This window comes from Bradyrhizobium sp. NBAIM18 (assembly GCF_020193825.1).
In the GTDB taxonomy this organism is placed as follows: domain Bacteria; phylum Pseudomonadota; class Alphaproteobacteria; order Rhizobiales; family Xanthobacteraceae; genus Bradyrhizobium; species Bradyrhizobium yuanmingense.
Map to the genome: position 1 here is coordinate 748141 of NZ_JADYVO010000001.1, position 22289 is coordinate 770429.

At 61.3% G+C, this 22289-nt stretch carries 23 protein-coding genes; 11 read left to right on the plus strand and 12 right to left on the minus strand.

Annotated features, from left to right (window positions below):
- Nucleotides 1-65: 65 nt before the first annotated feature.
- Nucleotides 66-2186, minus strand: a complete 2121-nt coding sequence (gene mdoH, locus I6F17_RS03570) for a glucans biosynthesis glucosyltransferase MdoH (RefSeq protein ID WP_225123896.1) — start codon at nt 2184-2186, stop codon at nt 66-68.
- A complete protein-coding gene (locus I6F17_RS03575) occupies nt 2174-3679 on the minus strand; it encodes a glucan biosynthesis protein G (RefSeq protein ID WP_036037612.1) in 1506 nt (501 codons plus the stop codon). The genes mdoH and I6F17_RS03575 overlap by 13 nt, the downstream gene beginning before the upstream one ends.
- A gap of 153 nt (nt 3680-3832) precedes the next feature.
- Between I6F17_RS03575 and I6F17_RS03580 the strand changes: the two genes are divergently transcribed.
- Nucleotides 3833-3970 carry a hypothetical protein gene (locus tag I6F17_RS03580; RefSeq protein ID WP_225123895.1) on the plus strand — a complete coding sequence of 46 codons (138 nt, stop codon included), beginning with the start codon at nt 3833-3835 and terminating at the stop codon, nt 3968-3970.
- Nucleotides 3971-3993: 23 nt separating this feature from the next.
- A complete protein-coding gene (locus tag I6F17_RS03585) occupies nt 3994-4818 on the plus strand; it encodes an SDR family NAD(P)-dependent oxidoreductase (RefSeq protein ID WP_225123894.1) in 825 nt (274 codons plus the stop codon).
- A gap of 234 nt (nt 4819-5052) precedes the next feature.
- Here I6F17_RS03585 and I6F17_RS03590 read toward each other — a convergent pair whose 3' ends face one another.
- From I6F17_RS03590 to I6F17_RS03605, 4 genes are all read right to left on the minus strand, one after another.
- On the minus strand, nt 5053-6765 hold the full coding sequence (locus I6F17_RS03590; protein WP_225123893.1) for a tetratricopeptide repeat protein: 1713 nt from the start codon (nt 6763-6765) through the stop codon (nt 5053-5055).
- Nucleotides 6766-6898: 133 nt separating this feature from the next.
- Nucleotides 6899-7207, minus strand: a complete 309-nt coding sequence (locus tag I6F17_RS03595; RefSeq protein ID WP_225123892.1) for a hypothetical protein — start codon at nt 7205-7207, stop codon at nt 6899-6901.
- 1008 nt (nt 7208-8215) lie between these two features.
- Nucleotides 8216-8605, minus strand: a complete 390-nt coding sequence (locus tag I6F17_RS03600; RefSeq protein ID WP_225123891.1) for a hypothetical protein — start codon at nt 8603-8605, stop codon at nt 8216-8218.
- A gap of 981 nt (nt 8606-9586) precedes the next feature.
- On the minus strand, nt 9587-9808 hold the full coding sequence (locus tag I6F17_RS03605) for a hypothetical protein (RefSeq protein WP_225123890.1): 222 nt from the start codon (nt 9806-9808) through the stop codon (nt 9587-9589).
- A 495-nt stretch (nt 9809-10303) separates the two neighbouring features.
- Between I6F17_RS03605 and I6F17_RS03610 the strand changes: the two genes are divergently transcribed.
- Nucleotides 10304-10642: a hypothetical protein gene (locus tag I6F17_RS03610; RefSeq protein ID WP_225123889.1), complete on the plus strand. Its 339-nt coding sequence runs from the start codon at nt 10304-10306 to the stop codon at nt 10640-10642.
- 78 nt (nt 10643-10720) lie between these two features.
- Here I6F17_RS03610 and ftsH read toward each other — a convergent pair whose 3' ends face one another.
- Nucleotides 10721-12562, minus strand: a complete 1842-nt coding sequence (gene ftsH / locus I6F17_RS03615) for an ATP-dependent zinc metalloprotease FtsH (protein ID WP_225123888.1) — start codon at nt 12560-12562, stop codon at nt 10721-10723.
- A gap of 206 nt (nt 12563-12768) precedes the next feature.
- On the opposite strand from ftsH, the gene groL reads away from it, so the two are divergent.
- The 6 genes from groL (at nt 12769) to I6F17_RS03645 (ending at nt 16112) form a co-directional block, all read left to right on the plus strand.
- Complete coding sequence (gene groL / locus I6F17_RS03620) at nt 12769-14391, plus strand: chaperonin GroEL (RefSeq protein ID WP_036037603.1); 1623 nt, start codon at nt 12769-12771, stop codon at nt 14389-14391.
- 69 nt (nt 14392-14460) lie between these two features.
- Nucleotides 14461-14664, plus strand: coding sequence for a ChaB family protein (locus I6F17_RS03625; protein ID WP_225123887.1), 204 nt, complete (start codon nt 14461-14463; stop codon nt 14662-14664).
- Nucleotides 14665-14777: 113 nt separating this feature from the next.
- Nucleotides 14778-15299: an Hsp20/alpha crystallin family protein gene (locus I6F17_RS03630; protein ID WP_225123886.1), complete on the plus strand. Its 522-nt coding sequence runs from the start codon at nt 14778-14780 to the stop codon at nt 15297-15299.
- Between the two features lie 78 nt (nt 15300-15377).
- Entirely contained in the window at nt 15378-15521 is a 144-nt protein-coding gene (locus tag I6F17_RS03635; protein ID WP_036037629.1) for a BON domain-containing protein, read from the plus strand.
- A gap of 60 nt (nt 15522-15581) precedes the next feature.
- The gene (locus tag I6F17_RS03640) at nt 15582-15761 is read left to right on the plus strand and encodes a hypothetical protein (protein ID WP_036037599.1); all 180 of its coding nucleotides are present in this window, start codon (nt 15582-15584) and stop codon (nt 15759-15761) included.
- 150 nt (nt 15762-15911) lie between these two features.
- Nucleotides 15912-16112, plus strand: coding sequence for a hypothetical protein (locus I6F17_RS03645; RefSeq protein ID WP_225123885.1), 201 nt, complete (start codon nt 15912-15914; stop codon nt 16110-16112).
- Between the two features lie 201 nt (nt 16113-16313).
- Here the strand turns inward: I6F17_RS03645 and I6F17_RS03650 are convergent, their stop codons facing one another.
- From I6F17_RS03650 to I6F17_RS03660, 3 genes are all read right to left on the minus strand, one after another.
- Nucleotides 16314-16499: a hypothetical protein gene (locus tag I6F17_RS03650; RefSeq protein WP_157785119.1), complete on the minus strand. Its 186-nt coding sequence runs from the start codon at nt 16497-16499 to the stop codon at nt 16314-16316.
- 22 nt (nt 16500-16521) lie between these two features.
- Nucleotides 16522-17343 (minus strand): universal stress protein, encoded by an 822-nt coding sequence (locus tag I6F17_RS03655; protein WP_225123884.1) that lies wholly within the window; start codon nt 17341-17343, stop codon nt 16522-16524.
- Between the two features lie 136 nt (nt 17344-17479).
- Nucleotides 17480-17929, minus strand: a complete 450-nt coding sequence (locus tag I6F17_RS03660; RefSeq protein ID WP_225124033.1) for a host attachment family protein — start codon at nt 17927-17929, stop codon at nt 17480-17482.
- A 129-nt stretch (nt 17930-18058) separates the two neighbouring features.
- Between I6F17_RS03660 and I6F17_RS03665 the strand changes: the two genes are divergently transcribed.
- A complete protein-coding gene (locus I6F17_RS03665; RefSeq protein ID WP_036037594.1) occupies nt 18059-18745 on the plus strand; it encodes a CBS domain-containing protein in 687 nt (228 codons plus the stop codon).
- Nucleotides 18746-18787: 42 nt separating this feature from the next.
- Nucleotides 18788-19000: a hypothetical protein gene (locus I6F17_RS03670; RefSeq protein ID WP_036037592.1), complete on the plus strand. Its 213-nt coding sequence runs from the start codon at nt 18788-18790 to the stop codon at nt 18998-19000.
- Nucleotides 19001-19031: 31 nt separating this feature from the next.
- Here I6F17_RS03670 and I6F17_RS03675 read toward each other — a convergent pair whose 3' ends face one another.
- On the minus strand, nt 19032-19280 hold the full coding sequence (locus I6F17_RS03675) for a hypothetical protein (protein WP_225123883.1): 249 nt from the start codon (nt 19278-19280) through the stop codon (nt 19032-19034).
- A gap of 1248 nt (nt 19281-20528) precedes the next feature.
- Complete coding sequence (locus I6F17_RS03680) at nt 20529-21992, minus strand: trypsin-like peptidase domain-containing protein (RefSeq protein ID WP_225123882.1); 1464 nt, start codon at nt 21990-21992, stop codon at nt 20529-20531.
- Between the last annotated feature and the right edge of the window lie 297 nt (nt 21993-22289).

The window sequence follows — 22289 nt, forward strand, 5'->3', positions numbered from 1 at the left end:
AGCAATACCGGACTATGCAACGAGAAAAGCTTCAAACGGCCGCAGGACAGATCCAGGCCGCAGCTTCATCGCTTCTGCAACACGGCGGAAAGCGCCGGACCGTCGTTCAAGATCGAGAAGATTTCCCGCGAGGATAGATGCTCTGCGGCCTCCTCGAAAGTTTCGCTTGCATCGACCTTGGCACGGCCGACCGCCAGGTTGGCGTCGACCGTATCGGGCCTGGTGGCGCGAGGAGGCAGCAGCTGCGCGAGGTGGAAGGCCAGGAGCGCGGGGTCTTGGCGCAGCTCCACCAAGGCGGGGCTGCCCCCTACGTCTGCCGACGCGCTGAGTTCGTTCGCTCGCCGCAGCACGGAAGGCGGCTCTCGTTCTTCGGGAGTAACAAACAATCTTCCGGAGGCGGGCATGGCGGTCAGCGCGCCTATGGGAACGGCGAACAGCAGCCCAACGATGACCGGCGACATCCAGAGCAGAAGGGGCAGCGAAACGGCGTAGGCGCTTGCGGCCATCGCAACGCCGCACAGGGTCGGAACGCCGTATTTCCGATAGAGCTCGCGGCGCTCCACCGTGCCGTCGTCGCGCCTCTGCGTCTGCCAGCCGGCATCGCGGCCGGCCAGAATCTCGACGACGGCGATCGACTGAAAGATCATCATCACCGGCGCCATCAGCGCGGACACGACGATTTCTGCGAGAACTCCGGCCGAAGCACGCAACGCGCCGCCGAACTGGCGTCTCACCGAGCCCCGCATCCAAACGAGGACCAGGCTGAGCAGCTTCGGCAACAGCAGCAACCCCATGGTGGCGACGAACACCCAGATGGCGAGCACGGGATCCTGGGCCGGCCACGTCGGAAACAACGAGAACCCCTTCGGAAAATACTCCGGCCGCACGAAGCGGGCCTGCAGCGAGATCAGCATTCCCAGCAGCAGGAACAGCAGCCACAGCGGCGCCGTCAGATACGCTCCTATGCCCACCGTGAAATGCAGGCGCGATACCCAGTGGAGACCCCGCGCTGGCACGACAGCCAGATGCTGAAGATTGCCCTGACACCAGCGTCGGTCGCGCGCCGCAAAATCGAGCAGCGAAGGCGGCACCTCTTCGTAGCTCCCGCCGAGCGTCGGCAGCATGTAGATGCCCCACCCGGCCCGCCGCATCAACGCAGCCTCGACGAAATCGTGGCTCAGGATGTGCCCGCCGAATGGCTTGCGCCCGCGCAACTGCGGCAGCGCAGCCGATTCCGCGAACGCCTTCACCCGGATGATCGCGTTGTGGCCCCAGTAATTACCTTCCGAGCCGTGCCACCAGGCGACGCCGGCGGCGATCATCGGTCCGTAGAGGCGGCCCGCGAATTGCTGGACCCGGCTGAACAGGCTTCGCGCGTTGACGACCATGGGGAGCGTCTGGACGAGGCCGGCGCTCGGATTGCTCTCCATGGCATGGACCAGCCGGACGATGGTCTGCCCGCTCATGAGACTGTCGGCGTCGAGCACGATCATGAAGTCGTAGGCGCCGCCGAACCGCGTGATCCACTCGGAGATGTTGCCGGCTTTCCGAGCCGTGTTGTCGGCTCGATGGCGATAGTACAGCCTTGGCGTTCCGACGGCTTGTCGCAGCACGAGGAGCGCTTTTTCCTCGGCGACCCAGATGTCGGGATCGGTGCTGTCGCTCAGAACGTACCAATCGAACAGCCTTCCTTGGGACGTCGTCTCCAAGGATTCGATGATCGCGCGAAGCCGCGCCGTCAATCGGTGCGGATCTTCATTGTAGGTGGGAAGCAGCATGGCCGTGCGGCTTGCGATCGCAGGCAGCTCCGCGTCCGGGGCGAAGGCGCCCGGACGGTGGGCCAGCAGCACGAAGAAGCCGGCCAGCGCGGAGGCGAACGAGAAGGCGACCCAGGCGAGCAAGACCAGGAAGAGCGCCAGCACCATGGCTTCAAGGATGGTGACGCCGCCGACCTGCAGCACGCGATACATCTCATATCCGCCGGCCCCCGTAAGCGCCGCCGTCGAGAGCAGGATGAGGCCGCGCCGCCAGGCCATTGCGGGGGCAATCGGCGCAGGAATACGGTCGGGTACCCGGCTTTTTCCGAGGTCGCCAGGAGCCATCGGAAGGGGGGCCTCCGTCGGCAGCAGGCGCTGGGTCGCGATATCGCCGGCAATCGGCCGCGGTGCAGTGCTCAGGGTGCCCATCGGTAGACCCAGATTTCCGACAAGGGCTTGTCGCCTTCTGCCAGAAATGCCCGCAGTTCGATCGGCTCGCTTTTCACCTGGCACTGGAAGCTGAGCCGCCACCCACCCGTATGGGGATTGGTCTGCGTGACGATGTTCTTCACTTGGGACTTTTCCGCCGTCACAACGCCTTTGACAGCGGCCGGATCGACGCCCTTGAGGTTGTCGCCGAGCAGATCGAGCACGAACAGGCGCGCATCCTCGCCCCTCGCCCCGATGCCGCTTCGCGTGAATCTGGCGAGCGAATGCGGCTTCGGGCTATCCGGCCCCCAATGCAGCCGATAGGTGTAGTTGTGTTCGCCCTTGGCCCGCAGAGGGTTTTTCGGCCGCCAGAATGCGGCGATGTTGTCGTGAACCTCCTCCTTGGTCGGGATCTCGAACAGCGTGACGCCGCCCTCGCCCCAATCGCCGATCGGCTCCATCCAGAGACTTGGACGTTTTTCGAAACTGGATTCGATGTCCTGGTAGGCGAAGAAGTTTCTCTCCCGCTGCATCAGCCCGAAGCCACGCGGATTGAGATCCTGGAAGGTGCTGATCTGGAGGTCGCGAGGATTGCTGAGCGGCCGCCACAGGCTTTCGCCCTTCCCGTTGAAGATCGCAAGGCCATCGGAATCGTGGACGGAGGGGCGGAAATCGTCGATGTCGTTGCGGTCGTTCGGACCGTAGTAGAACATGCTGGTCATGGGCGCGAGCCCGGCCCGCTGCATCTCGACGCGCGGGTAGACCGACATTTCGACGTCGAAGACGGTCGTCTCCCCGGGGCGCACCGTGAACCGGTAGCTCGCGGCGCAGCTCTTGCTGTCGAGCAGAGCATGGATCACCAACGATGTCGCACCCGGCGCCGGCCGCTCGAGCCAGAAGGCCTTGAAGAGCGGAAATTCCTCGCCCTTGGCTTCGCCCGTATCGATCGAAAGTCCCCGGGCGGAGAGCCCGTACGTCTGCCCCTTGGCCACGGCGCGGAAATAGCTCGCCCCTAGGAAGACGCAGACCTCATCGTAATAGTCGGGACGGTTCATCGGCGCATGGATGCGGAAACCTGCGAACCCGAGATCGCTGTCCTCGAACGAGGGGACCTTCTCGCCGAAGGAGAAGTCCGCCTTGCGGTACTTGAGCTCGGATGACTTTCCGTCCGCGACCTCGAAGATGTTCACTCTGTTCTTGTAGAAGAAGCCGCGGTGGAAAAACTGCGCTTCGAACGGAAGATTCTTGCCGCGCCAGAGCGCTCGCTCGGGCAAAAAGCGGATCGAACGGTACTGATCGTAGTCCAGGTCCTTCAATCCGCTCGGCAGCTTCTCGTCCGGCGCCTCGTACGGTTTGCCCGCCAGCATCCGCGCCAGGTCCCTCACGGTGGACGGCCCGAAAATGTCATCCGAAGGGGCGGCCAGACTGCATCGGGAGGCAAGCAGCAACGCCGGCAGCACTGCCGACCCTTGAACAAGCTGGCGTCGGTTCACGTGCCCTCCCCGATCGTTACTGCTGCCCCGGCCAAGCAAACCCCCGTCACGCCCACGAGTTCCAGCGGGTCCGGCGCCCAGCTCGAGGAGCGGCCAAATAGAGGTAAGCTAAATGCCCAAACCGGATGAAATTCGCCGTCCGGCAGTGTCTCTGTGCGAACGCGTGCCATCGAGGGCGCCAGCGCCGTCTTCAAGATCCAGGACATGCCCAAGCCGGTGCTCCGCACGCGGGTGGCGCCGATGTGCCTGGTGCAAGCGCTGGCGACCGGCTTCAATGTCGCAGCTGAGTGACATTTCATAGCAGGAAGAGGATCATGGCATCGCCTGACAGGACGAGGATTTTGGCTGGGCAGGTGGCCCTGGTGACCGGCGCAGGGCGAGGGCTCGGCCGCGCCTTTGCGGAAAAGCTCGCCGCGCTCGGTGCCAGCGTCGCGATACACGGCATGCGCGAGAACGGACCGGCCGAATATGGCGAGGGCACCACGCTCACCGCCGTTGCCGCGGAGATCAGCCGAGAATTCGGCGTGAGCACCGTGCGCGTGCTTGGCGATCTCACCAGGACCAACGATATCTCGCGGGTGATTGCCGAAACCGAGGCCGCTCTGGGTCCGATCGACATCCTCGTGCACAATGCGGGCGGCGATATCGCGGCTGCGGGTGGCAAGCCCGATCCGAACGATGCCGTGAACATCAAGGAAGCCGACATACGGGCCGTGCTGGAGCGGAACCTGCTCTCGACCATCCTGACCTGCCAGGCGGTCGCGAAGGGCATGATGGAGCGGCGGCGCGGCCGCATCGTCACGCTCGGCTCGGTCGCCGCCTTCAAGGGCCGCACCAACGGCTCGATCTATGCGGTGGCGAAGGCCGGCGTGACGCATTACACGCGTTGTCTTGCCGATCAGCTCCGTGCCTACGACATCGCCGTCAACTGCATCGCGCCAGGTGACACCCGCACCGGCCGATTTCTTGGCACCCGAGCGGTCGACCCCAACCGGATGGTCGAGACCGGGACGCTCGACCGCATCGCCACCGTCGACGAGGTCGCGCGCGTGGTCGAGTTTTTTGCAGGACCCATGGGTGCCTTCGTCTCGGGCCAGGTGTTGCGGATCGACGGCGGTGGACAAGCGTGGCCGGCGTGAGCGGCCGAAAATGTCACCTTGTCGCAAGTCCGATTGTCGGGCGATGCGTGACCCGCGGACAGGGCCCTTGCGCCGATGGACGAAGGGGCAACATGCCTCCGACAGGCGCCACAGGCGACCTAGCAGCGCCGTTCGTCCGCGCAAGGATGAGCCGGCATGGCGGGGTGTACGATATTCCGAATTTCGGCTCAATCCCGTGAATTTTGGCCGGCGCGACAGCCAAAGCCTTGCGTCTCATTTCCCGGCAACGAAGTAAAAATCCTGCCGGCCCGAGACCGATCCGTAGCTGAACGGCTTTTGTGCACGATTGGTCGCCTCCATGACGTCGTCACGCACGACGTCGAACAGCCGACGCACCTCGAGGCCGGGCTTGCGCATATTGTTGACGAACGCCGTGGCGAACGGGCTGTTCCTGCCCTCTCCGTCGAGCGCCATCTCTCCGTCCTTGGCGGCATACACCACCAGCGTGCCCGCCTCGGGCTCGATCGCCGCAAGGCCGCGCGACACCGAACGCGACGCCAGCGTCATGGTGCGCTTCATCTGGTTGGCGAAGGGATTGTCGCGGCAGGCATCGAGGACGATGAGGCGCAGCCGCTTGGCGCGTTCCGCCGCGTTCAACACCTGGTCCAGCGCCACGGCTTCGAAGCTGACGTCGCGGTCGGAGGCGATCTTCGCGTCGATCGGGATCAGATAGTTGACGCCGCCGACCTCCATGCCGTGACCGGCGTAATACACCATCGCCCAGTCGGCGATTTCCGCCTGCCTTGCAAAGTCGCGCAGCGCCGCGGTCAACGCATCCTTGCGCAGATCGGTCAGCAGCGTGACGGATTCGAATCCGGTGAGCCTGAGCGTTTCGGCGACGAGCGCCGCATCGCGCGCCGGATTGGCGAGCGCTGCGACATTCTCATAAGCGGAGTTTCCGACCACGAGCGCGATGCGCCTGTCATTTCGACTTGACGGTCCCGGCAGCGCGATAACCGACGTGGTGGTGGCGGGAACGGTCTTGATGGACGTATCGTCCAGCGCGGCGAGGCGTTCGCGCGCCTTGTCCATCGCCCATTTCGCGCTGTCGTACTTCTGCGGGGCAGCCAGAGCTGCGTTGAAGTCGGCGCGGGCCTTTGCGACCTCGCCCAGCTTCTCGAACACCATTCCGCGGTTTACCAGCGCGCTCTGATGTTGCGGATCATTGCGCAGCGAATCATTGAAATCGGCGAGGGCCTGATCGTATCTGCCCTGAAGGAGATAGATGTCGCCGCGGTTGTTGTAGGCCAGCGTCGTCCTCGGCAAAAGCCGGATCGCCTCGCTGAAATCGGCCATGGCACGCTCGGACTGGCCGGTGTCCCGATAGGACAGTCCGCGATTATTGAACGCATAACCGTAGGTCGGGTCAATGCGAATGACCTCGGAGTATTCGGCGATCGCCCGGGTGTGGTCGCCCTTGCCGGCATAGAGCCGCCCTCGATTGAAGTAGGCGAACTTGAACCTCGGATTGATGCGGATCGCTGCGTTGTAATCCGAAAGCGCGCGCTCGGAATCACCTGCAGCGGCATAGGCCATGCCGCGGTCGTTCAAGGCGTTCGGATTGTTTGCATCAAGCCGGATCGACTGGGTCAGGTCGGCGATGGCCCGATCCACCTCGTTCCGGCGAAGCAGGGCGGCGCCGCGATGCTGCCAGGCAAGCGCGTATTTCGGATCGATGCGGACGGCCTCGCTGAAATCGGAGATGGCGCGATCGTAGTCGCCCTTGTCGCCATATTCGGCACCGCGATTGTCGAACGCCACGGCGTCGCGCCCGCCGCTCTTTGCGATCAGCCGCGAGCACGCGGCGATGCGGTCGTCATGGCCGCGCTGCGCGCAGATGGTCCGATCGTCTGCGGCCGCACGATCAGCGGCTGCCAGAGACGTGAAAAAAATGAAACTGAAAACCAGTGCAATCCGATTCCGCATGGTCGCCACCCTGCCTCCGAGCCGGCAGTATAGACGGGGAAAGGCGGCGACGCCTGTGATGGTGATCACAGAACCGGTCGCTTGCTTCCCGGGTGCGGCGCGGAAGCATGCTCGCGGTCGCTTCGGTTGCCTATCATGGGCTAGGCTTGGGCGAAGGCGTGGGCGAAGTGCTGGCCTCCGGCTTCACGACGGCGCCGTCACCATGAGGCACGCAGGTTCCGATATTGCTCAACAAGCGCTTGGCTTGCGCATCGCGGGCTTTCGAATAGTCGCGGCGCCGCTCGATGTTCATCGCCGCCCACTTGTCCCAAGCATCGAAAGCATCAGCATAGTGCTTGCGCATCTGCTCTTCCGCCGAAAGGCAATCAGCGAACTTGTCAAACACCAGGTCTGTGTTGACAGGCGTCACGCCGCCGACCAGAACCACCAGCATCCATTTCATCGCGGTTCACCCATGCTTCGGGATGCAAACGGCGAACAAAGCTCGGCGGTTCCCCGGGTGGGGCAGGGCCTCAAGATCAGGCAGACACGGCGCCGCGCCGCGGTCGCCCCAACCACACTTACCATTCGCCACTCAGCCTTGATCCCAAATGCCGGACACAGCGCCGCATTCTCGCGGCTGAATTCGCCCGAGTTTTGCCTGGTCACTCCACCCTCTCAAAGCCAAGAGGGCACAGGGAAGGCCGGGTGCTGACATCGCACCCGCGGTCTGCTGCGCAAAATGCACACGCAGAAAACCGCACAGCAGCATACAGGTGGTGCCAATCACTCGGCCTTCCCTGCGCGATGGTCGGACGGCTTATGCCGTGCTCTCCCGGGAGCCGAGTTCGTTCTGGCCTCCCTCGCCCTCACGGAATTCACCGGCCTCCGCGCCGGTTGACGCGAGATGCCGCCTCCGCAAGAGCTTGACCGTAGCAACGACGGCCAGGACCACACGGTTTTGCCGTACGCACGGCCCGCCATTTCGCCGCAGTATTTCCAGCCCCGTCGACGAAGCCGGAAACTTACCAACGAGACGAGACCTAGCAGCGCCGTTCGTCCGCGCGCGGCCGCGAGCTCTCCGGGGACTACCCTCCCTGCCCGCACCTTTCGCGCCCGACGCTGCCGCGTCCACCGCAAGCCGGCTCGCGATCAAGACGACGACGCGATCGCCCCTCAAGGATGAACCGGGATGGGCAGGGTGTACGATATTTCCGAAATTCGGTAAAGGGGAATATTTTTGTGGGGAGGGGTTGACGGAGGTCGAAACGGGGTAGCTGGGCCATTCCTCACGGAACGGCTCATCATAATCGATTGGGCTAATACAAGGATGGGTAGAGCGAAAGCGAAACCCATCAAGATGTTTTCCGATGCCATGGAACGATGGGTTGGCAAGGGCCCTACCCGTCCCTGCGATCGATAGGAGCTAAAAGCCTGCTGTTACGGATTTAAGCGCCGCCCGCTTCAAAGATCACGGTTCGCGATCCAATATCTCCTTCAGGGCTTTGCTCACTTCGTCGCACAGTTGCCGGAGCTGCCTCAGTTCTGGATGAACCGAGCTGTCGATCGATACCTTCGGCAATCCTCGCGCTTGTAGTGTGGCATTGAAGCCATCAATGCGCAGAAGCAATTCTCCGATTGAGTTGCGCACATGCCGGTTCATCAACACTAGCACGCCGCCCGCCGATCTTAGGTCGGGCGAAATATCGATAAGCGCCCTGTCTAGGTCAACGAACGCGTTCGGCCCCATCTGGAGCCTACTAAGCGCCACCGCATCTACGCGGCTGATTTCGATAAACAAGTTAAAAGCCGCTCCAAACTTCCGTCCGTATTCGATGCCGCGGCGCATGAGGTCGCGCACGTCATTGTCCCGCATCGGCTCTGACTTGAAATTGAACCGCTTGTAGTACCGATTATCTGGTGCTGATGCGGTGCTCGGGACCTCGCCGCGGGGACGTCTAAGACATACACCACATTTCCAGTCCCCTTGCTAATGAGCGTTACCGGCTTGATTAGCAGGTCTTCGATCTGGGGGACGATATTCGACATGAGGACATTTTCGATTTGCTCGCGTGAAACTACTTTTGGATCGAGCCCATCGTCAGTGCCGTCCGGCTTGTTTCCGATCTCCTTCATGCCGTAGATGATGATGCCACCGGATGCGTTAGCCGGGGATTCGTCGCACGATCATAGTCGTCGCACTGCGTGATATCTGAACACGCGCTTAATCTGACCTTACGAGGTCAACTGCGACTACAAGGCCATCGATGATAGGTTCAAATCGGGGAGCCGCAACCACCGATATCGACAATCCATCCGGGTGGCGATCTGACCGAGGGCACTCCCTGTGTCCTCGCCTCAAACTTTTGTCCGGCCGGGTAGGCCAGAATTACGTCCTCTTGAAGGTAGTCGGGACGAGGATCTAGGTCCCCGGACGTCGACGAGCGAGCCTAGTTCGGCGGCCTAAGACCCAGACCCATTCATCCAGGTGAGCACGACATCGGCCTGACGTACCTTCGCAAATAGCTCGTCCCGCTCGCGGCCGGGCTTCAGTTTGCCCCCCAGCTCACGGAGCCATTCGGCCCACGCCCGAAAGGCGGTCCTGGAACGATGTGGTTTGCCGGATGCGCTGCCGCTTCATGATGCTTCACCCCCTCGAGGCACCTTGTGTTCAGGACCGGATTAGCGGAGCCGAGCATGTCCGCCCGAGCGCTTCGACATGAGTTGAGGATTGGTTGGCTTGCGGCTTTGCGCGAAATCAAGGTGCGTCAAATTCGGCGGGTGAGCTTTCTGAGCTCGTGATATCGCCCGCGGACGTGCGGCCCAATCGCCATGGCTCTGCTCAGGCCACGCTTGGATAAACCTGTTCGCGGTGTACCTCTCGGCCGCTTTCATCGATGACGACGATCCGAAGATCCGGATTGCCCACGGGTCGCTCCTCGCGCACCTTGTCTGCCAGACGCTTGCTGTGTGCAATGGCAGCGCCGTCGCTCACCAGTTCCAGTCCAGCTCTGTCCCGAACGGGAACGCCGTCCTTCATGTCGAAATAGTACATGCGCGCCATGTCAATCCTGCGCTCAAATATGCTCCAGCCCAAGCAAGAGAAAGGCCGCCGAGGGTGTTGGGAGACGGGCCTCGGCGGCCGCTTGGGGACGTAACCGTGGGCCAGTCACGCCCAAACACATTAAGCCTGCTCTCCCGGGCTTGGCTTGATCGGGATCAATGGTCATCTCGACGATCGTCTGCTCCGGGCTCCGCGACAGTTCACCTGTCGTCACATTGGCGAGATGAATCCGCGCGCAGCTGTGCGATCCACGACGCCGCCCCTTCCAGCAGACCTTGTGGAAAGGGTTCGCTGGCGAGGCGTCCATGCGGTGTTTGGCCGCCAAACAGGATATTGGCCATAGGCGCCAGCGGATCAGTCCCAGGAGGCCGACCGGGGTTGCTGAGCCCCCCGTATCCAAATACCGTACTGACGCCTCTCCGTGCTGCCCCTCCTTCGCGGCCCATCCATGTAGTGGTATCATTTGACAGTTGCGCGCGTAGCGGGGAGCACGGCATGCATTGGTACGTCGCCCGGGCAAATGTCGATCACTATCTAGACCTATTGAGAGACACGAATCTCACGGCGCCGCGCAGAAGTACCACTATCGCGCTGCTCATCGCTGAGCTGGACCAGCTGAGCGAGAACGCCGAGCATCTGGAATTTGCCGAAACCAGGGTGGCAGGAAGCCGCCAACAAGTCGCGCAAGCAGCCGCCCGCCGCGATTCTCTCTCTTTCGGCACATCAGAGCGTGAAGACGCGGAAAAACACCTGATCCACCTCGAAAATGTTCATACGGTGCTGGATGATTTCTGCCACCGCCTTCGTCACAGGATCGGATCGCGCCATGATTAACATGGGTCCGACGATCGCGGTTGCGGCGTAGAAGCAAGGTGCGAGCTATCGAGCTGCTGATGTCCGGCCCGGTTGCGATCAGGCGGCGATGGACTTGTTCTTATCGATGTTCTTGCCGAGCAGTGGCGTAAATTGCTCCGCCGTCACGGTTTCGTTTGCAATCAAGAGTTCAACCCCCGCGTCGAGGTCGGCACGGCGTCGCTGCAGGACATCGCGGGCACGACGATCGCCCTCTTCGATCAGATTGCGCACGGCAAGGTCAATCTCGCGCCCAGTGGCTTCAGCGGCAGAAACGACCGCGTCCTGGACCGCGAGAAATGCCTGAGGCTTGGGGGCATAAGTGCGCTGGCCTACCGTCTCGTCCATGCCGTATTTGGTCACCATCTCAATGGCCACTTCGGTTGCACGTTGAAGATCGTCCGCCGCCCCGGTCGAAATCGCACCGTCAAAGATCAGGCGCTCCGACGCGCGACCACCCATCAGCACCGCGATACGGTTCTTCAGTTCGTCAATCGTGAGCAGGAACCTGTCTTCGGTTGGACGCTGAATGGTGTAGCCAAGCGCACCGATCCCACGCGGAATGATCGATACTTTCTGCACCGGGTCCACGCCCGGCAGGCTCGCAGCCACAAGAGCATGGCCCATCTCGTGATATGCGACCCTGCGCCGCTCATCCTTGCCGAGTACCCTGCTCTTCTTCTCCACTCCGGCGACGATCCTCTCGATCGCCGTGACGAAATCGGCGAAGGAGACCTCGTCACCGCCCCGCCGGGTCGCCGCAATCGCGGCCTCGTTGACGAGATTGGCCAGATCAGCTCCCGTAAAGCCGGTCGTGAGGCCGGCCACCTTCTCCAGATCGACGTCCTCTCCCATCCGGATCTTGCGGACATGCACCTGGAGAATCGCGATGCGCCCGGTCTTGTCCGGCCGATCCACGAGGACCTGCCGGTCGAACCGTCCTGCCCGCAGTAGCGCGGGGTCCAGAATCTCGGGGCGATTGGTCGCCGCCAACAGAATGACGCCGACGCTCGGATCGAAGCCATCGAGCTCGGACAGGAGCTGGTTGAGGGTCTGCTCCTTCTCGTCGTGGCTCGAAAACGACAACGGCCCGCGGCTACGTCCAAGCGCATCGAGCTCGTCGACGAAGATGATGCATGGCGCCGCTTTACGAGCCTGCTCGAATAAGTCCCGCACGCGTGCAGCGCCAACCCCGACGAACATTTCGACGAACTCAGAGCCCGAAATTGAGAAAAATGGCACGCCAGCTTCCCCGGCCACAGCGCGGGCGAGCAACGTTTTGCCGGTTCCAGGTGGCCCCACCAGCAGAATCCCCTTCGGCACATGCGCACCCAGTCGGCCGTAACTCTTGGGGTCCTTCAGGAACGAAACCACCTCCTGAAGCTCGAACTTGGCGTCATCGACGCCAGCGACGTCGGCGAAGGTGACCTTGATGTCTTTCTCGACATAAACTTTGGCACGAGACTTACCGATCGCCATCAGTCCTCCGAACCCTTGCCCGCCGGTCATGCTGCGCCCGATCCAGTACCAGATCACGAAGAAGGCGACGATCGGGAAGATCCAGGACAGTAAGCTCTGCAACAGTCCGCTTCCTGGAACCCCGGTGACGCTCACGCCCTTTTGCGCGAGCTTGTCGGCTAGGGCCATATCGACTCGCGCGGTGATGAACGCGGACTTTCCGCTTGGGAGCTGTTCCTTCAGCTTCCCCTGGATCATATCGGGGCCCACGGATACTTCGGCGACCTTTTCCTGGGCGAGCAACTGCTCAAACTGACTGTAAGGAATGGTCTCGATCGAATTATAGGTCGTGGAAACAAACTGCAGGACGGCGAGCAGCATGCCGCCCGCGAATATGACCGCGATCGCAATGGTCTGCTTTCGCGACACCTGACCTGGCTCCACCTGCTCCTCCCATCAACATCCGCGGGAGTTGAAATGGTAACGGGAGAGGGCCCACCGCAGCTTGATTCAGGTCAACCAATGGCCGACACGGCTGACGACCGCAGTGTCGGCATCCACGAGCTGTTGACCAAGATCAATTTCCGATGAGCGCAGTCGTACACACTGGCTGGCGAACCATCGGCAACGGCACACCCGAGGGTATTTCAATGGCGCATAAACAAGTTCTGTTCCATTCAGCGGCTCGCGAGAAAGTCCTGCGCGGCGCGTCCCTACTCGCGGACGCGGTGCGCGTTACGCTCGGCCCGAAGTCGAAATCCGTTCTGATTCAGAAAGGATGGGGCGCACCAATCGTCTGCAACGATGGCGTGACGATCGCAAAGGAGTTCGATCTCAAGGACCCCGAAGAGAATCTCGGCGCCCAAGTGCTTCGCCAGGCCGCCGAGAAAACGGGCGACGTCGTCGGAGACGGCACCAGCACCTCGACCATCCTCGCGCATGCCATCCTTTCAGACGGCGTCCGCAACGTTGTCGCCGGCGCGAGTGCAATCGACCTGAAGCGTGGCCTGGATCGAGGGACGCAGGCCGCCATCGCGGCGCTTCGGGCGATGGCAAAGCCGGTGAAGTCCAAGGCCGAGAAAGCTCAGGTCGCGACGATTTCGGCCCACAACGATACTTCCATCGGTGACCTGGTCGCCGAAGCAATCGAGAAGGTCGGCGGTGATGGTGTGATATCGGTCGAGGAATCCAAGACGACGGAGACGTTCCTGGACGTCGTCGAAGGGATGAAATTCGACCGCGGCTTCCTGTCGCCCTATTTCGTCACGGATGCCGACCGGATGGAATCGGTGCTGCAAGATCCATACGTACTGCTCTGCGACCACAAGATCGGTGCATTGCGCGACCTCGTGCCCCTCCTCGAGCAGGTGGCCAAGAGTGGCCGGTCGCTCCTCATCATCGCCGAAGACATCGAAGGCGAAGCTCTGGCGACGCTCATCGTCAATCAGCTTCGCGGCGTGCTCAAGGCGTGCGCGGTCAAGGCGCCCGGGTTCGGTGATCGGCGCAAGGCCATGCTGGAAGACATCGCAATCCTGACCGGCGCGCAAGTGATCTCGGAAGAGATCGGCCTGAAGCTGGAAAGCGCTACCCTCCAGCAGCTCGGGCGCGCCGCTCGCGTCGTTGCCGACAAGGAGAACACCACCCTGATCGGCAGCGGCGGCGACCGTTCGCGCATCGACGCGCGGCTGGCGCAGATCCGGGTCGAGATCGAGAAGACCACCAGCGACTACGACCGGGAGAAGCTCGAGGAACGGCTGGCGAAGCTGTCCGGCGGCGTCGCCGTGATCCGGGTCGGGGCACCGACCGAGGCCGAGATGAAGGCGAAGAAAGAAGCTCTCGACGACGCCATCAGCTCGACCAAAGCGGCCGTTGCGGAGGGCATCGTGCCTGGCGGCGGTCTTGCGCTGCTTCGAACAGTGGCAGCCGTGGCCAAGGAAGAAGCGGCTTGCGAGGGTGACGAGCGAACCGGTGTGCAGATCCTGAAGCGCGCGCTCGAAGCGCCGGCCCGTCAGATCGCCGAGAATTCCGCTACGGATGGCGGCGTCGTGGTCGCGCGGATGCTCAGCAGCGAAGGCAATCTTGGCTTCGATGCCGCCCGCAAGGTGTATGTCGATCTCGTGGAAATCGGCATTGTCGACCCCGTGAAGGTGGTGCGGACCGCACTTGAGAACGCCGTCTCGGTGGCGGGCGTCCTGTTATTGACGGAAGCGACGATGACGGAAATTCCGGAGCCGAAGCGCGAGCGGTTGCCCGAACACGACCTCGCGATGTAGCTGCGGCGGCTTCTTGCGTCAGCCCCTCGAACAGCGAATTGAGATCGGACAGAAGTCTGGGACATCGAGATGCCCTACCGTTCGAACAGCGAACTTCCATCGGGCGCGCGGCACCATCTGCCACCTCATGCCCTCGACATCTACCGGGAAGCGTTCAACCACGCGGGCGACCTTCGTCAGGAAGAAATCGCGCACCGAACGGCATGGGCGGCCGTGAAACGCTCCTATGTGAAACGTGGCGACCAGTGGATACCGAAATGGCCCGATGCGTAGGCATCTGATCGCGCCTGCACCGCTTTCCCATTTGAGCAAGATCAACCAACGCTCTATCGCTCGGACTATTCTTCTGCTGACCGGATGGTCAAACCTCAATGGAGAAGGCGATCATGGCAACCGAGACCAAATTACCTATCACCAAGACGTCCACCGCGCCCGCCGCGGCCGGCGAGACCTGGCAGCCGTTTCAGGCGCTGAGAAACGAGATCGATCAGATCTTCGACGATTTCGGCAACGGCTTCTGGAAGCGGCCGTTCCGGTCGCTTGCCCGACTGGAGCGTGATCTGTCGAAGAACTTCAACGCGCCGGCCGTCGACATCGCCGAGAGCGACAAGGCTTACGAGATCACCGCGGAACTTCCCGGCCTCGACGAAAAGAACATCGACGTCAAGCTCGCCAACGGCGGTCTCACCATCCGCGGCGAAAAGAAGGAAGAGACTGAAGAGAAGAAGAAGGACTACTACGTCTCAGAGCGCCGTTATGGCTCCTTCGAGCGCTACTTCGCGCTGCCGGACGGTGTCAATGCCGACAAGATCGAGGCAACGTTCAAGAACGGCGTGCTCAAGGTCGTCCTGCCGAAGACAGAGGAAGCCCAGAAGCCGGCCAAGACCATCAGTGTAAAGGCTGCCTGAGTGCCCCGCCGAGATGAGGCTGTGCCAGCCGCAGCCTCGTCTCATTCGAGATGCTGGTCAGCAGATATGAGAGCCTAGGTGAATGTCCGTAACGGCGTCGTGCATCTGCACGGCCTCGTCACCACCGATCAAGCTCGTCGGGCCACGATCGTGGCCGCCGAGAACACCGCCGGCGTCAAGAAGGTCGACGACCATCTCTGTGACGTCCGTTCTGGATTGTAGGTGAAGTCGCTGGAGAGCATAAAGGCCATTGGCTGAAGGGCGGCCTGCATCGAGGAGACCATGCTTGGATGGTTCGTTCGGGTTCTTTTTGCACTGGCAGCGCCGATCACGGCGCTGTTCGTGGCTCGTGACGCGCTGAACTTCGGGCTGATCCAGACCATGGTGACCATATTGCTGGTCACCGCGTTGATCTGGCTGATCGCTGCATATGCCGGGCGCGATCGGAAGGCGCCTCACTGACCCGCTCGGTGACTTCTGACCCGAACTAACACTTCGGAGTGCCGCCGGTCGCTTGAGGTTACGGGGATTTCCTTAAGTGATGCTCCCGGATTTCGCGCGAAACGCTCATGCTCTAAGCATGAGTTGCCAGCACGTACCGAGGGGCCTGCAATGAACCACTCGATTTATACTGCGGACAGGACAACACACCTGAAGGTGGTCGTTGCCGCACTAATGGCCGGCATTGCCATCGTCATGACCGCGCTGACGGTTCAGCTGAACCGTCCCGGCATCGACGTGCAGAAGTCAACAAATCTGGCTGTCCAGCTAGCTCACCCAGTCCACGTTAAGATCCAAGTGGCGCAACGTTGATCGAAGCCTGACGTCGGGACATCCAGGTGACCAACGAGGCAATCAAGGCGCTGATGATATTTGCACCTAGTCGACCACCTCAACCAAATCCAGCAGTAGCTCAGCCTGCCCTCTGACCTCCCGCTGCAATGGCAGAGATGCATTGCGAGGACGTCAGCATCGGCTTTGCGGGCCAAAGCGCGGAAGCCGGCGGCCTGCGGCTTAGGGACGCTTGGCCCGATCATGCAGCAGCTCAAGCGCCTCCCGCACCTCGTCGTCCTCCAGGGCGTCCTTGATCGCCCCATCCAGCCGTCCGGTCTCCAGGACTCGCTCACCGCGATGAACTGCGGAGATATCCACTTTCTGCTGGACCACACTTTCTTGCGCCGCCTGAGCGTCTTTTTCCATCGCGCGCCCCTGTGCGTTCAACTCAATGCGACATCAGCAGGCAGACCGGTGCCTGCTGCAGCAGAGTTTGCGTCATGCCGCCAAAAATCCATTCTCCCAACCGACTATGTCCATAACCTCCGGCGACGATCAGGTCGGCGCCGAGATCAAACGCCAGTCGAACAAGATAGTCTCCATCCGGCTCCGCCGTATGGACCCGTATCTCGTGCTGGCACTGCACTCCGTGCCGCCTGAGATAGCCGGCCACGTCGCGAACCCGCTTGCGAGCTGCATCCTGATCGCTCGACGTGCAGATTTCCGCGATCGTGACCTGGGAGGCCCTGGTCAGAAACGGCATCGCGTCGCGAACGGCAAGGCGCGCCTCCCTCGTGTCCTTCCAACCGACCACGATGCGGTCGCCGGACAATTCCGTCACACGCTCCGGCACAGACAACGTGGGGCGGCCCATTCGCAGCATGGCTCCGGCGGGATCGAGGAAGCGGGCGTGGCGGGCCGTGTGCGGCCGGCGCTTGACGATCACAAGGTCCGCCGCGCGAGCCTGCTCGACCAGAAATTCGGTCGGATAATCAAGGGCCCAGCGCCATTCGATCGACTCACTCGGCAAGCCAAGCACCTTCTTGAACCAAGCCTCCTTTGCCGAAAGCGTCGCCTCTAAACGCTTGATGTCCTCTTGGGTGGTCTGCTCGATGATCACCCCTTCCGCCGCAAAGGGAGGCTCCACAGCCACCGCCGAAACACCCAGGACGGCCGATCCGAAAGTCCTTGCGACACTCCCCGCGACTGCAACTTGCCCCGCCTCCTGTTGCTCGGAATCGACGTAAACCATGACGCTTGCGACAGACATGATGATGCTCCGGCAAAGTGTGCGATGGACCATTTATCGCCCTGACATCAGCGCACCGCTTGACCGAAATCAAACAAGGCGACCTTACCCATGATGTGGGGGATGAGGATGGCTGTCGTCCTGCGCGATCCTCTCCCTAGGCCGCATCTCGCAGATGCTTTTCGATGTCGCCGACGGGATGCTTTGTCAGGTCCTTGTCGAGTTCGGCCACCACGCGACGTCTCACGTCGTCATGAAAGGCCGAGCGAAGCTCCGCCAGCGTACGGGGCGGCGCAACGACAATCAGGGAGGTCGCATGCTCGCTGCGAAGGAGGCGTTCTGCGGCAGCTGCGACCTGTCTCGCAAAGCGCTCCTCTTCCAGCTCGTGCCAATCAGTTATCTCCACCGCACTTCTCTGTCCCGAATGCGAGCCCTTGCTGACTCGGCCCGGGCGATCACTGCCGTGGGAATGAGCGGACGGGTTCTCTCTCTCGAATACCGCCTCCATCTTGAGATTGGGGAACCTCTCGTCGCCTTCGTTGCGCAGGAACAGCGCCTTCCGCCCGTCGCCAACGAACACGACCGCCCGATGTGGTATCCTCACCATTTCGGCCTCCTCACTGCTCACTTTTGATTCCTATCGCCGAGAAGATCGTGCTGCTTGATCCCGATCAAACCGGGCAACTCACGATCGTGCAGGATCGTCCGCCACCCAAGGGCGATATGGAGGTTTGCCATGCAAGCACGAGACGTGATGGTGTCACCGGTGACGACCGTTGGGCCGACCGCGACCGTCCGCCAAGTCGCACAAATGCTGCTAGAGCGTCGGATCAGCGCTGTTCCGGTCGTCGACACCGACAACAAGGTTATCGGAATCGTGAGCGAGGGCGATTTGCTGCACAGGGCCGAGAGCGGAACCGAGCGCTCCTCCTCCTGGTGGCTGAGCCTGTTGAGCGGCGATGCCCAACTTGCGACCGACTACGTCAAGTCACATTCGATCAAGGTGCAGGACATCATGACGCGGGATGTTGCGACTGCGGCACCCGAAACGCCCCTGCATGAGATCGCCATGCTCCTCGAAGAGCGTCAAATCAAGCGCGTTCCCATCGTCAACCAGGAAGGCCAGCTCGTCGGAATCGTCAGCCGAGCCAACCTGCTCCAAGCCATCGCGAGCGCCAGGCCGAAGCTCGAGATATCGTTGCCCGATTCAGTCATCCGAAACAGATTTTTCGAGGAAATCAGGAAGCAGCCCTGGGCTCATACATTCAACCTGAATGCAACGGTGCAGAATGGTGTGATCGATCTCTGGGGCTTCGCGCCGTCGCTTGCCGAGCGTACAGCCATTCGTGTCGTCGCAGAGGCAATCCCCGGCGCAGTGGCCGTGAATGATCATCTGCTGGAAACACCTACTTTCATCTATTGACCAGCGCACCGGCTGGCCAGCAAACAAACGAACGAGACAACCATGGCTCACTTCACTGTTCGTTTTTTCAAGAACGTCATCGGTGATCAGGGTAAATCCTGCGAGGTGTGCCAGCGTACCGTGGACGTCGATGCACGAGATGCTAACGAGGCGGCCACAATAGCCCAGCAGGAATTCTGCGAACTTCGGGAGATCAATGACTGGTCGCTGCACGCCGATCGCATCGACGTGCAGCCGGCGGATTTTCCCTCATGACGCAACGGCATGCAGGGACCATAATTTTGGCTTAGATGCTCGGCTCTGCCGGATGTCTCCGCCGGATTTCGGCTGCAATGCGTTTTCTGAACAGGACCGCAGCATCGGCGAAACTGGCGACACACTGGTGACCTCGAGCGAAGTTCTTCAGACGGCCAAGCGCAGCATCGTTCAAGCCGACAAATCGCTCATAATCTTCGCGGCTGATCTGCACATAAGCGCCAGCCTGCAGCTCGTTCAGCTCGGCATCGAGCTCAGACAGCGTGAAGTTGCGGCGCACGACTCCCCTTCAATCCAATGTCAAAATGGTAATCACAAGGTGAAAGAGCTCCCATCCGAAGGCGACCAGCAATACCCCAATGATAAGTATCTTGCCGTACCATGAAACCGTAGGGCTAATACGAACAAGTCTTTGAGGCGTTTTCCTTGCTGCCGTTGGCCGGGGGTCACCTCTCGTTGGCGAACTTGCTGCGGCCTTGTCAGGCTCGACCATAGTACGATCTGCGATCATTGTTCCCATGACGTATTCTTTTCGAGCCTACATTTGGAGCGTTAGGAGCATCGGGATCTGGTAGCACCAGTGATGATCAGCAAAATGCGGCACCGGAATCCTCCTCGTCAGAGGTCGAACACAGGAAATGGGTGGGGCCGACTACTTCAGCTATGCTGAAAGGGGAGCTCCACTTGCTTCCGAGACAGTGCATTCAACGCGGACATCTCCTCCGATAAGCGAGATTCGATGTAGTGACGCTCGACGTCACTAAGCCTCGTTTTAAGTAGCCTTTGGTAGCGATCGATGTATTTACGATGGACGTGGATAAGATCGAGAGATTCCATGCCCCCCTCCCTTCGTTACCTCGTAAATGTCTAGGGCCGATCTGCAGCCTGGGATTTGAGGAGGATCAAGTTCGATGGCGTAAGTTCAAGCGGATGGCAGCGCCGACCTTTCCACCCTCGCTCGTGAACTGCGAAGGTGAATGCAGCATTTCCCTGGTCCAGTCCTCGCTTCATTCCAATGGATCGATTGGCCCGCGCGCACGTCGCAACTCTGTCTGCGCGGGCCAGATCGTTAACCATCTTTCAGTAGCAGACGCGCACGCGGCGCCACCGCCTACCATCCCACACGGTGCGGCGGACGCAGGGGCTGTAGTACACGGTCCCATATGGAGCGAAATAAGGTGCCGGCGGATAGTAAATAGGAGCCGGATAGTACGGATACGGGCCCCAGTATGGCGCCCCGACGGCCGCCCCGGCCAGAACGCCGACAGCGAACCCACCCATCACTCCCGCGGCGATCCGCCCATTCCGCGCCTCTGCACCCGTCGGCATCGACGCTCCCGCAACAACGACTGCAGCCGCCGCCAACGCACTCAATTTCCGCTCAATTCGCATAACTGTCCCCTGCCCGAAGCTTGGCGGAGAAACGATAGCAACTGAATGAAGTGCCTTTGTTGCGCCTGATCAAAGCTGCGGCTATCAGATCTCGGCTGTCGTCCGGCCAATGCAAGGTGGATGCGCTAGCCGCAACTCAGGTGATCGAAACGGCGACGAAGCTGATAGCACCCGAGCGCTTGACGCGAAGCAGTATGGTGCGTTTGCCTTGTGCCCGGGCTTCATCAACCATTTTATTGAGGTCGGTCGCGGCGCCGAGCGGTCGACCGCCCACGGAGAGAACGATATCGCCGACCTGTAAACCATCATTCGCCGCGGCGCTGTCCGGCTTGACTTCGAGTATCACCACGCCGGCGTCGCCGGCGCCGGAGATCGAGCGTGCAGGGGCAAGGGTCAAACCTAATACCGACTTCTCTCCGGCGTCCGCTTGTTTCTCCTTCTTGACCTTCGCTGCACGCGCGAGTTCGGCTACAGTCAGCTCGATCGATATCAGCCGCTGGTTTCTCAGAAGGCGAAGATTGATGACGGTACCAGGAGCGATGGCCGCAACTGTTCTGGCGAAATCGCGTGGATTTTTCAGCTCATGCTCGTTCACGGAAATGATCACATCACCAACTTCGACGCCCTGCTTCGCCGCCGGCCCTTCGTCCAGCTGCGCAACTAGCGCCCCCTGAACGTTCCTCAAGTTCAACGCATCAGCGATCCTTGGTGTGACCTCCTGGAGATAGACGCCCACCCACCCCCTGGTGACGTGACCTTTCTCTCGAAGCTGGCGAATGACCAGACTCACCGTCTCCGCGGGAATATCGAACGCAACTCCGATGGACCCGCCTGAGGGCGAATAGATCGCGGTGTTGACCCCGATGACCTCCCCGCGCGTGTTGAACGTTGGTCCGCCGGAATTGCCCTTGTTGACCGGCGCATCGATCTGGATGAAGTCGTTATAGGGCTCCTCTCCGATGTCTCTCCCACGGGCCGAAACGATCCCGGCCGAGACCGTGCCGCCAAGCCCGAAAGGGTTGCCGATCGGCAGCACCCATTCGCCAATCCGAGGTTCCCTGGCGGCGAGACGCACATAGGGCAGATCATCCGGCGCGGAGATCTTGATGAGCGCGAGATCGGTTTGCGGATCGCTGCCCGTGATCTTGGCGGGATAAATCTTGCCGTCATCCATGGTTACGTCGATGTCGACACCGCTCGCCACGACATGCTCGTTCGTGACGATATAACCGTCGCCCGACACAAGAAATCCCGCCCCGACCGTCAGATCGGAACCAGGAGCTGGATCTGCCGGAATTTGCAGACCGAACTGGCGAAAGAAGCGATCCAGAAACGAGCCTGGCGGCAGCGAACCCCGATCGACATCGGGGCTCCGCGGACCGCCTTTGACACGGATGCCAACAACCGCCGGCCTCACCCGCTCGATGACTTCCTCGAATCCGACGGGAGCGCTGGCGCCCACGGCATCGACTTCGGCAGCCAGCAATCGACTGGCTCCAACCAATACAAGCGAGGACGCGATCACCACACCGAGCAATATGCCGACCTTGCCGATACAGGTGGCCGCAACCACGCGCGAGCTAAGGTCTCCGGGCGTCACTCTCGTACCTCATAAATCACAGGCGACTGCGCAATGCTCAACAAGCTTGACCTAGTTGTCCTCCATCGTCTTGATTTGCGTCAATCGGTCGGGCCCCGCCAATGTTGTTGGAAAACCTCGACGCCGAAAGCGTGCTCGATCCAACTCGGCATCGGTCCTTGCCGCGCGAATGATGCGATCGCCAGTCGACGCGCGCATCTGAAGAAACGCGATCGCCGGGATAGACAGTACCCATTCCCGGAGCCGAGATCGAAAGTAACGACCGCAACACAGCCGGACCGCCGCAACGCCAGCCGG

Bases quoted from the DNA above. Each gene is read 5' to 3' on its own strand.
- mdoH (WP_225123896.1), bottom strand. From the start codon at position 2,186: ATGGGCACCCTGAGCACTGCACCGCGGCCGATTGCCGGCGATATCGCG.
- I6F17_RS03585 (WP_225123894.1), top strand. From the start codon at position 3,994: ATGGCATCGCCTGACAGGACGAGGATTTTGGCTGGGCAGGTGGCCCTG.
- I6F17_RS03590 (WP_225123893.1), bottom strand. From the start codon at position 6,765: ATGCGGAATCGGATTGCACTGGTTTTCAGTTTCATTTTTTTCACGTCT.
- I6F17_RS03595 (WP_225123892.1), bottom strand. From the start codon at position 7,207: ATGAAATGGATGCTGGTGGTTCTGGTCGGCGGCGTGACGCCTGTCAAC.
- I6F17_RS03605 (WP_225123890.1), bottom strand. From the start codon at position 9,808: ATGGCGCGCATGTACTATTTCGACATGAAGGACGGCGTTCCCGTTCGG.
- I6F17_RS03610 (WP_225123889.1), top strand. From the start codon at position 10,304: ATGCATTGGTACGTCGCCCGGGCAAATGTCGATCACTATCTAGACCTA.
- groL (WP_036037603.1), top strand. From the start codon at position 12,769: ATGGCGCATAAACAAGTTCTGTTCCATTCAGCGGCTCGCGAGAAAGTC.
- I6F17_RS03625 (WP_225123887.1), top strand. From the start codon at position 14,461: ATGCCCTACCGTTCGAACAGCGAACTTCCATCGGGCGCGCGGCACCAT.
- I6F17_RS03630 (WP_225123886.1), top strand. From the start codon at position 14,778: ATGGCAACCGAGACCAAATTACCTATCACCAAGACGTCCACCGCGCCC.
- I6F17_RS03640 (WP_036037599.1), top strand. From the start codon at position 15,582: ATGCTTGGATGGTTCGTTCGGGTTCTTTTTGCACTGGCAGCGCCGATC.
- I6F17_RS03645 (WP_225123885.1), top strand. From the start codon at position 15,912: ATGAACCACTCGATTTATACTGCGGACAGGACAACACACCTGAAGGTG.
- I6F17_RS03650 (WP_157785119.1), bottom strand. From the start codon at position 16,499: ATGGAAAAAGACGCTCAGGCGGCGCAAGAAAGTGTGGTCCAGCAGAAA.
- I6F17_RS03655 (WP_225123884.1), bottom strand. From the start codon at position 17,343: ATGTCTGTCGCAAGCGTCATGGTTTACGTCGATTCCGAGCAACAGGAG.
- I6F17_RS03660 (WP_225124033.1), bottom strand. From the start codon at position 17,929: ATGGTGAGGATACCACATCGGGCGGTCGTGTTCGTTGGCGACGGGCGG.
- I6F17_RS03665 (WP_036037594.1), top strand. From the start codon at position 18,059: ATGCAAGCACGAGACGTGATGGTGTCACCGGTGACGACCGTTGGGCCG.
- I6F17_RS03670 (WP_036037592.1), top strand. From the start codon at position 18,788: ATGGCTCACTTCACTGTTCGTTTTTTCAAGAACGTCATCGGTGATCAG.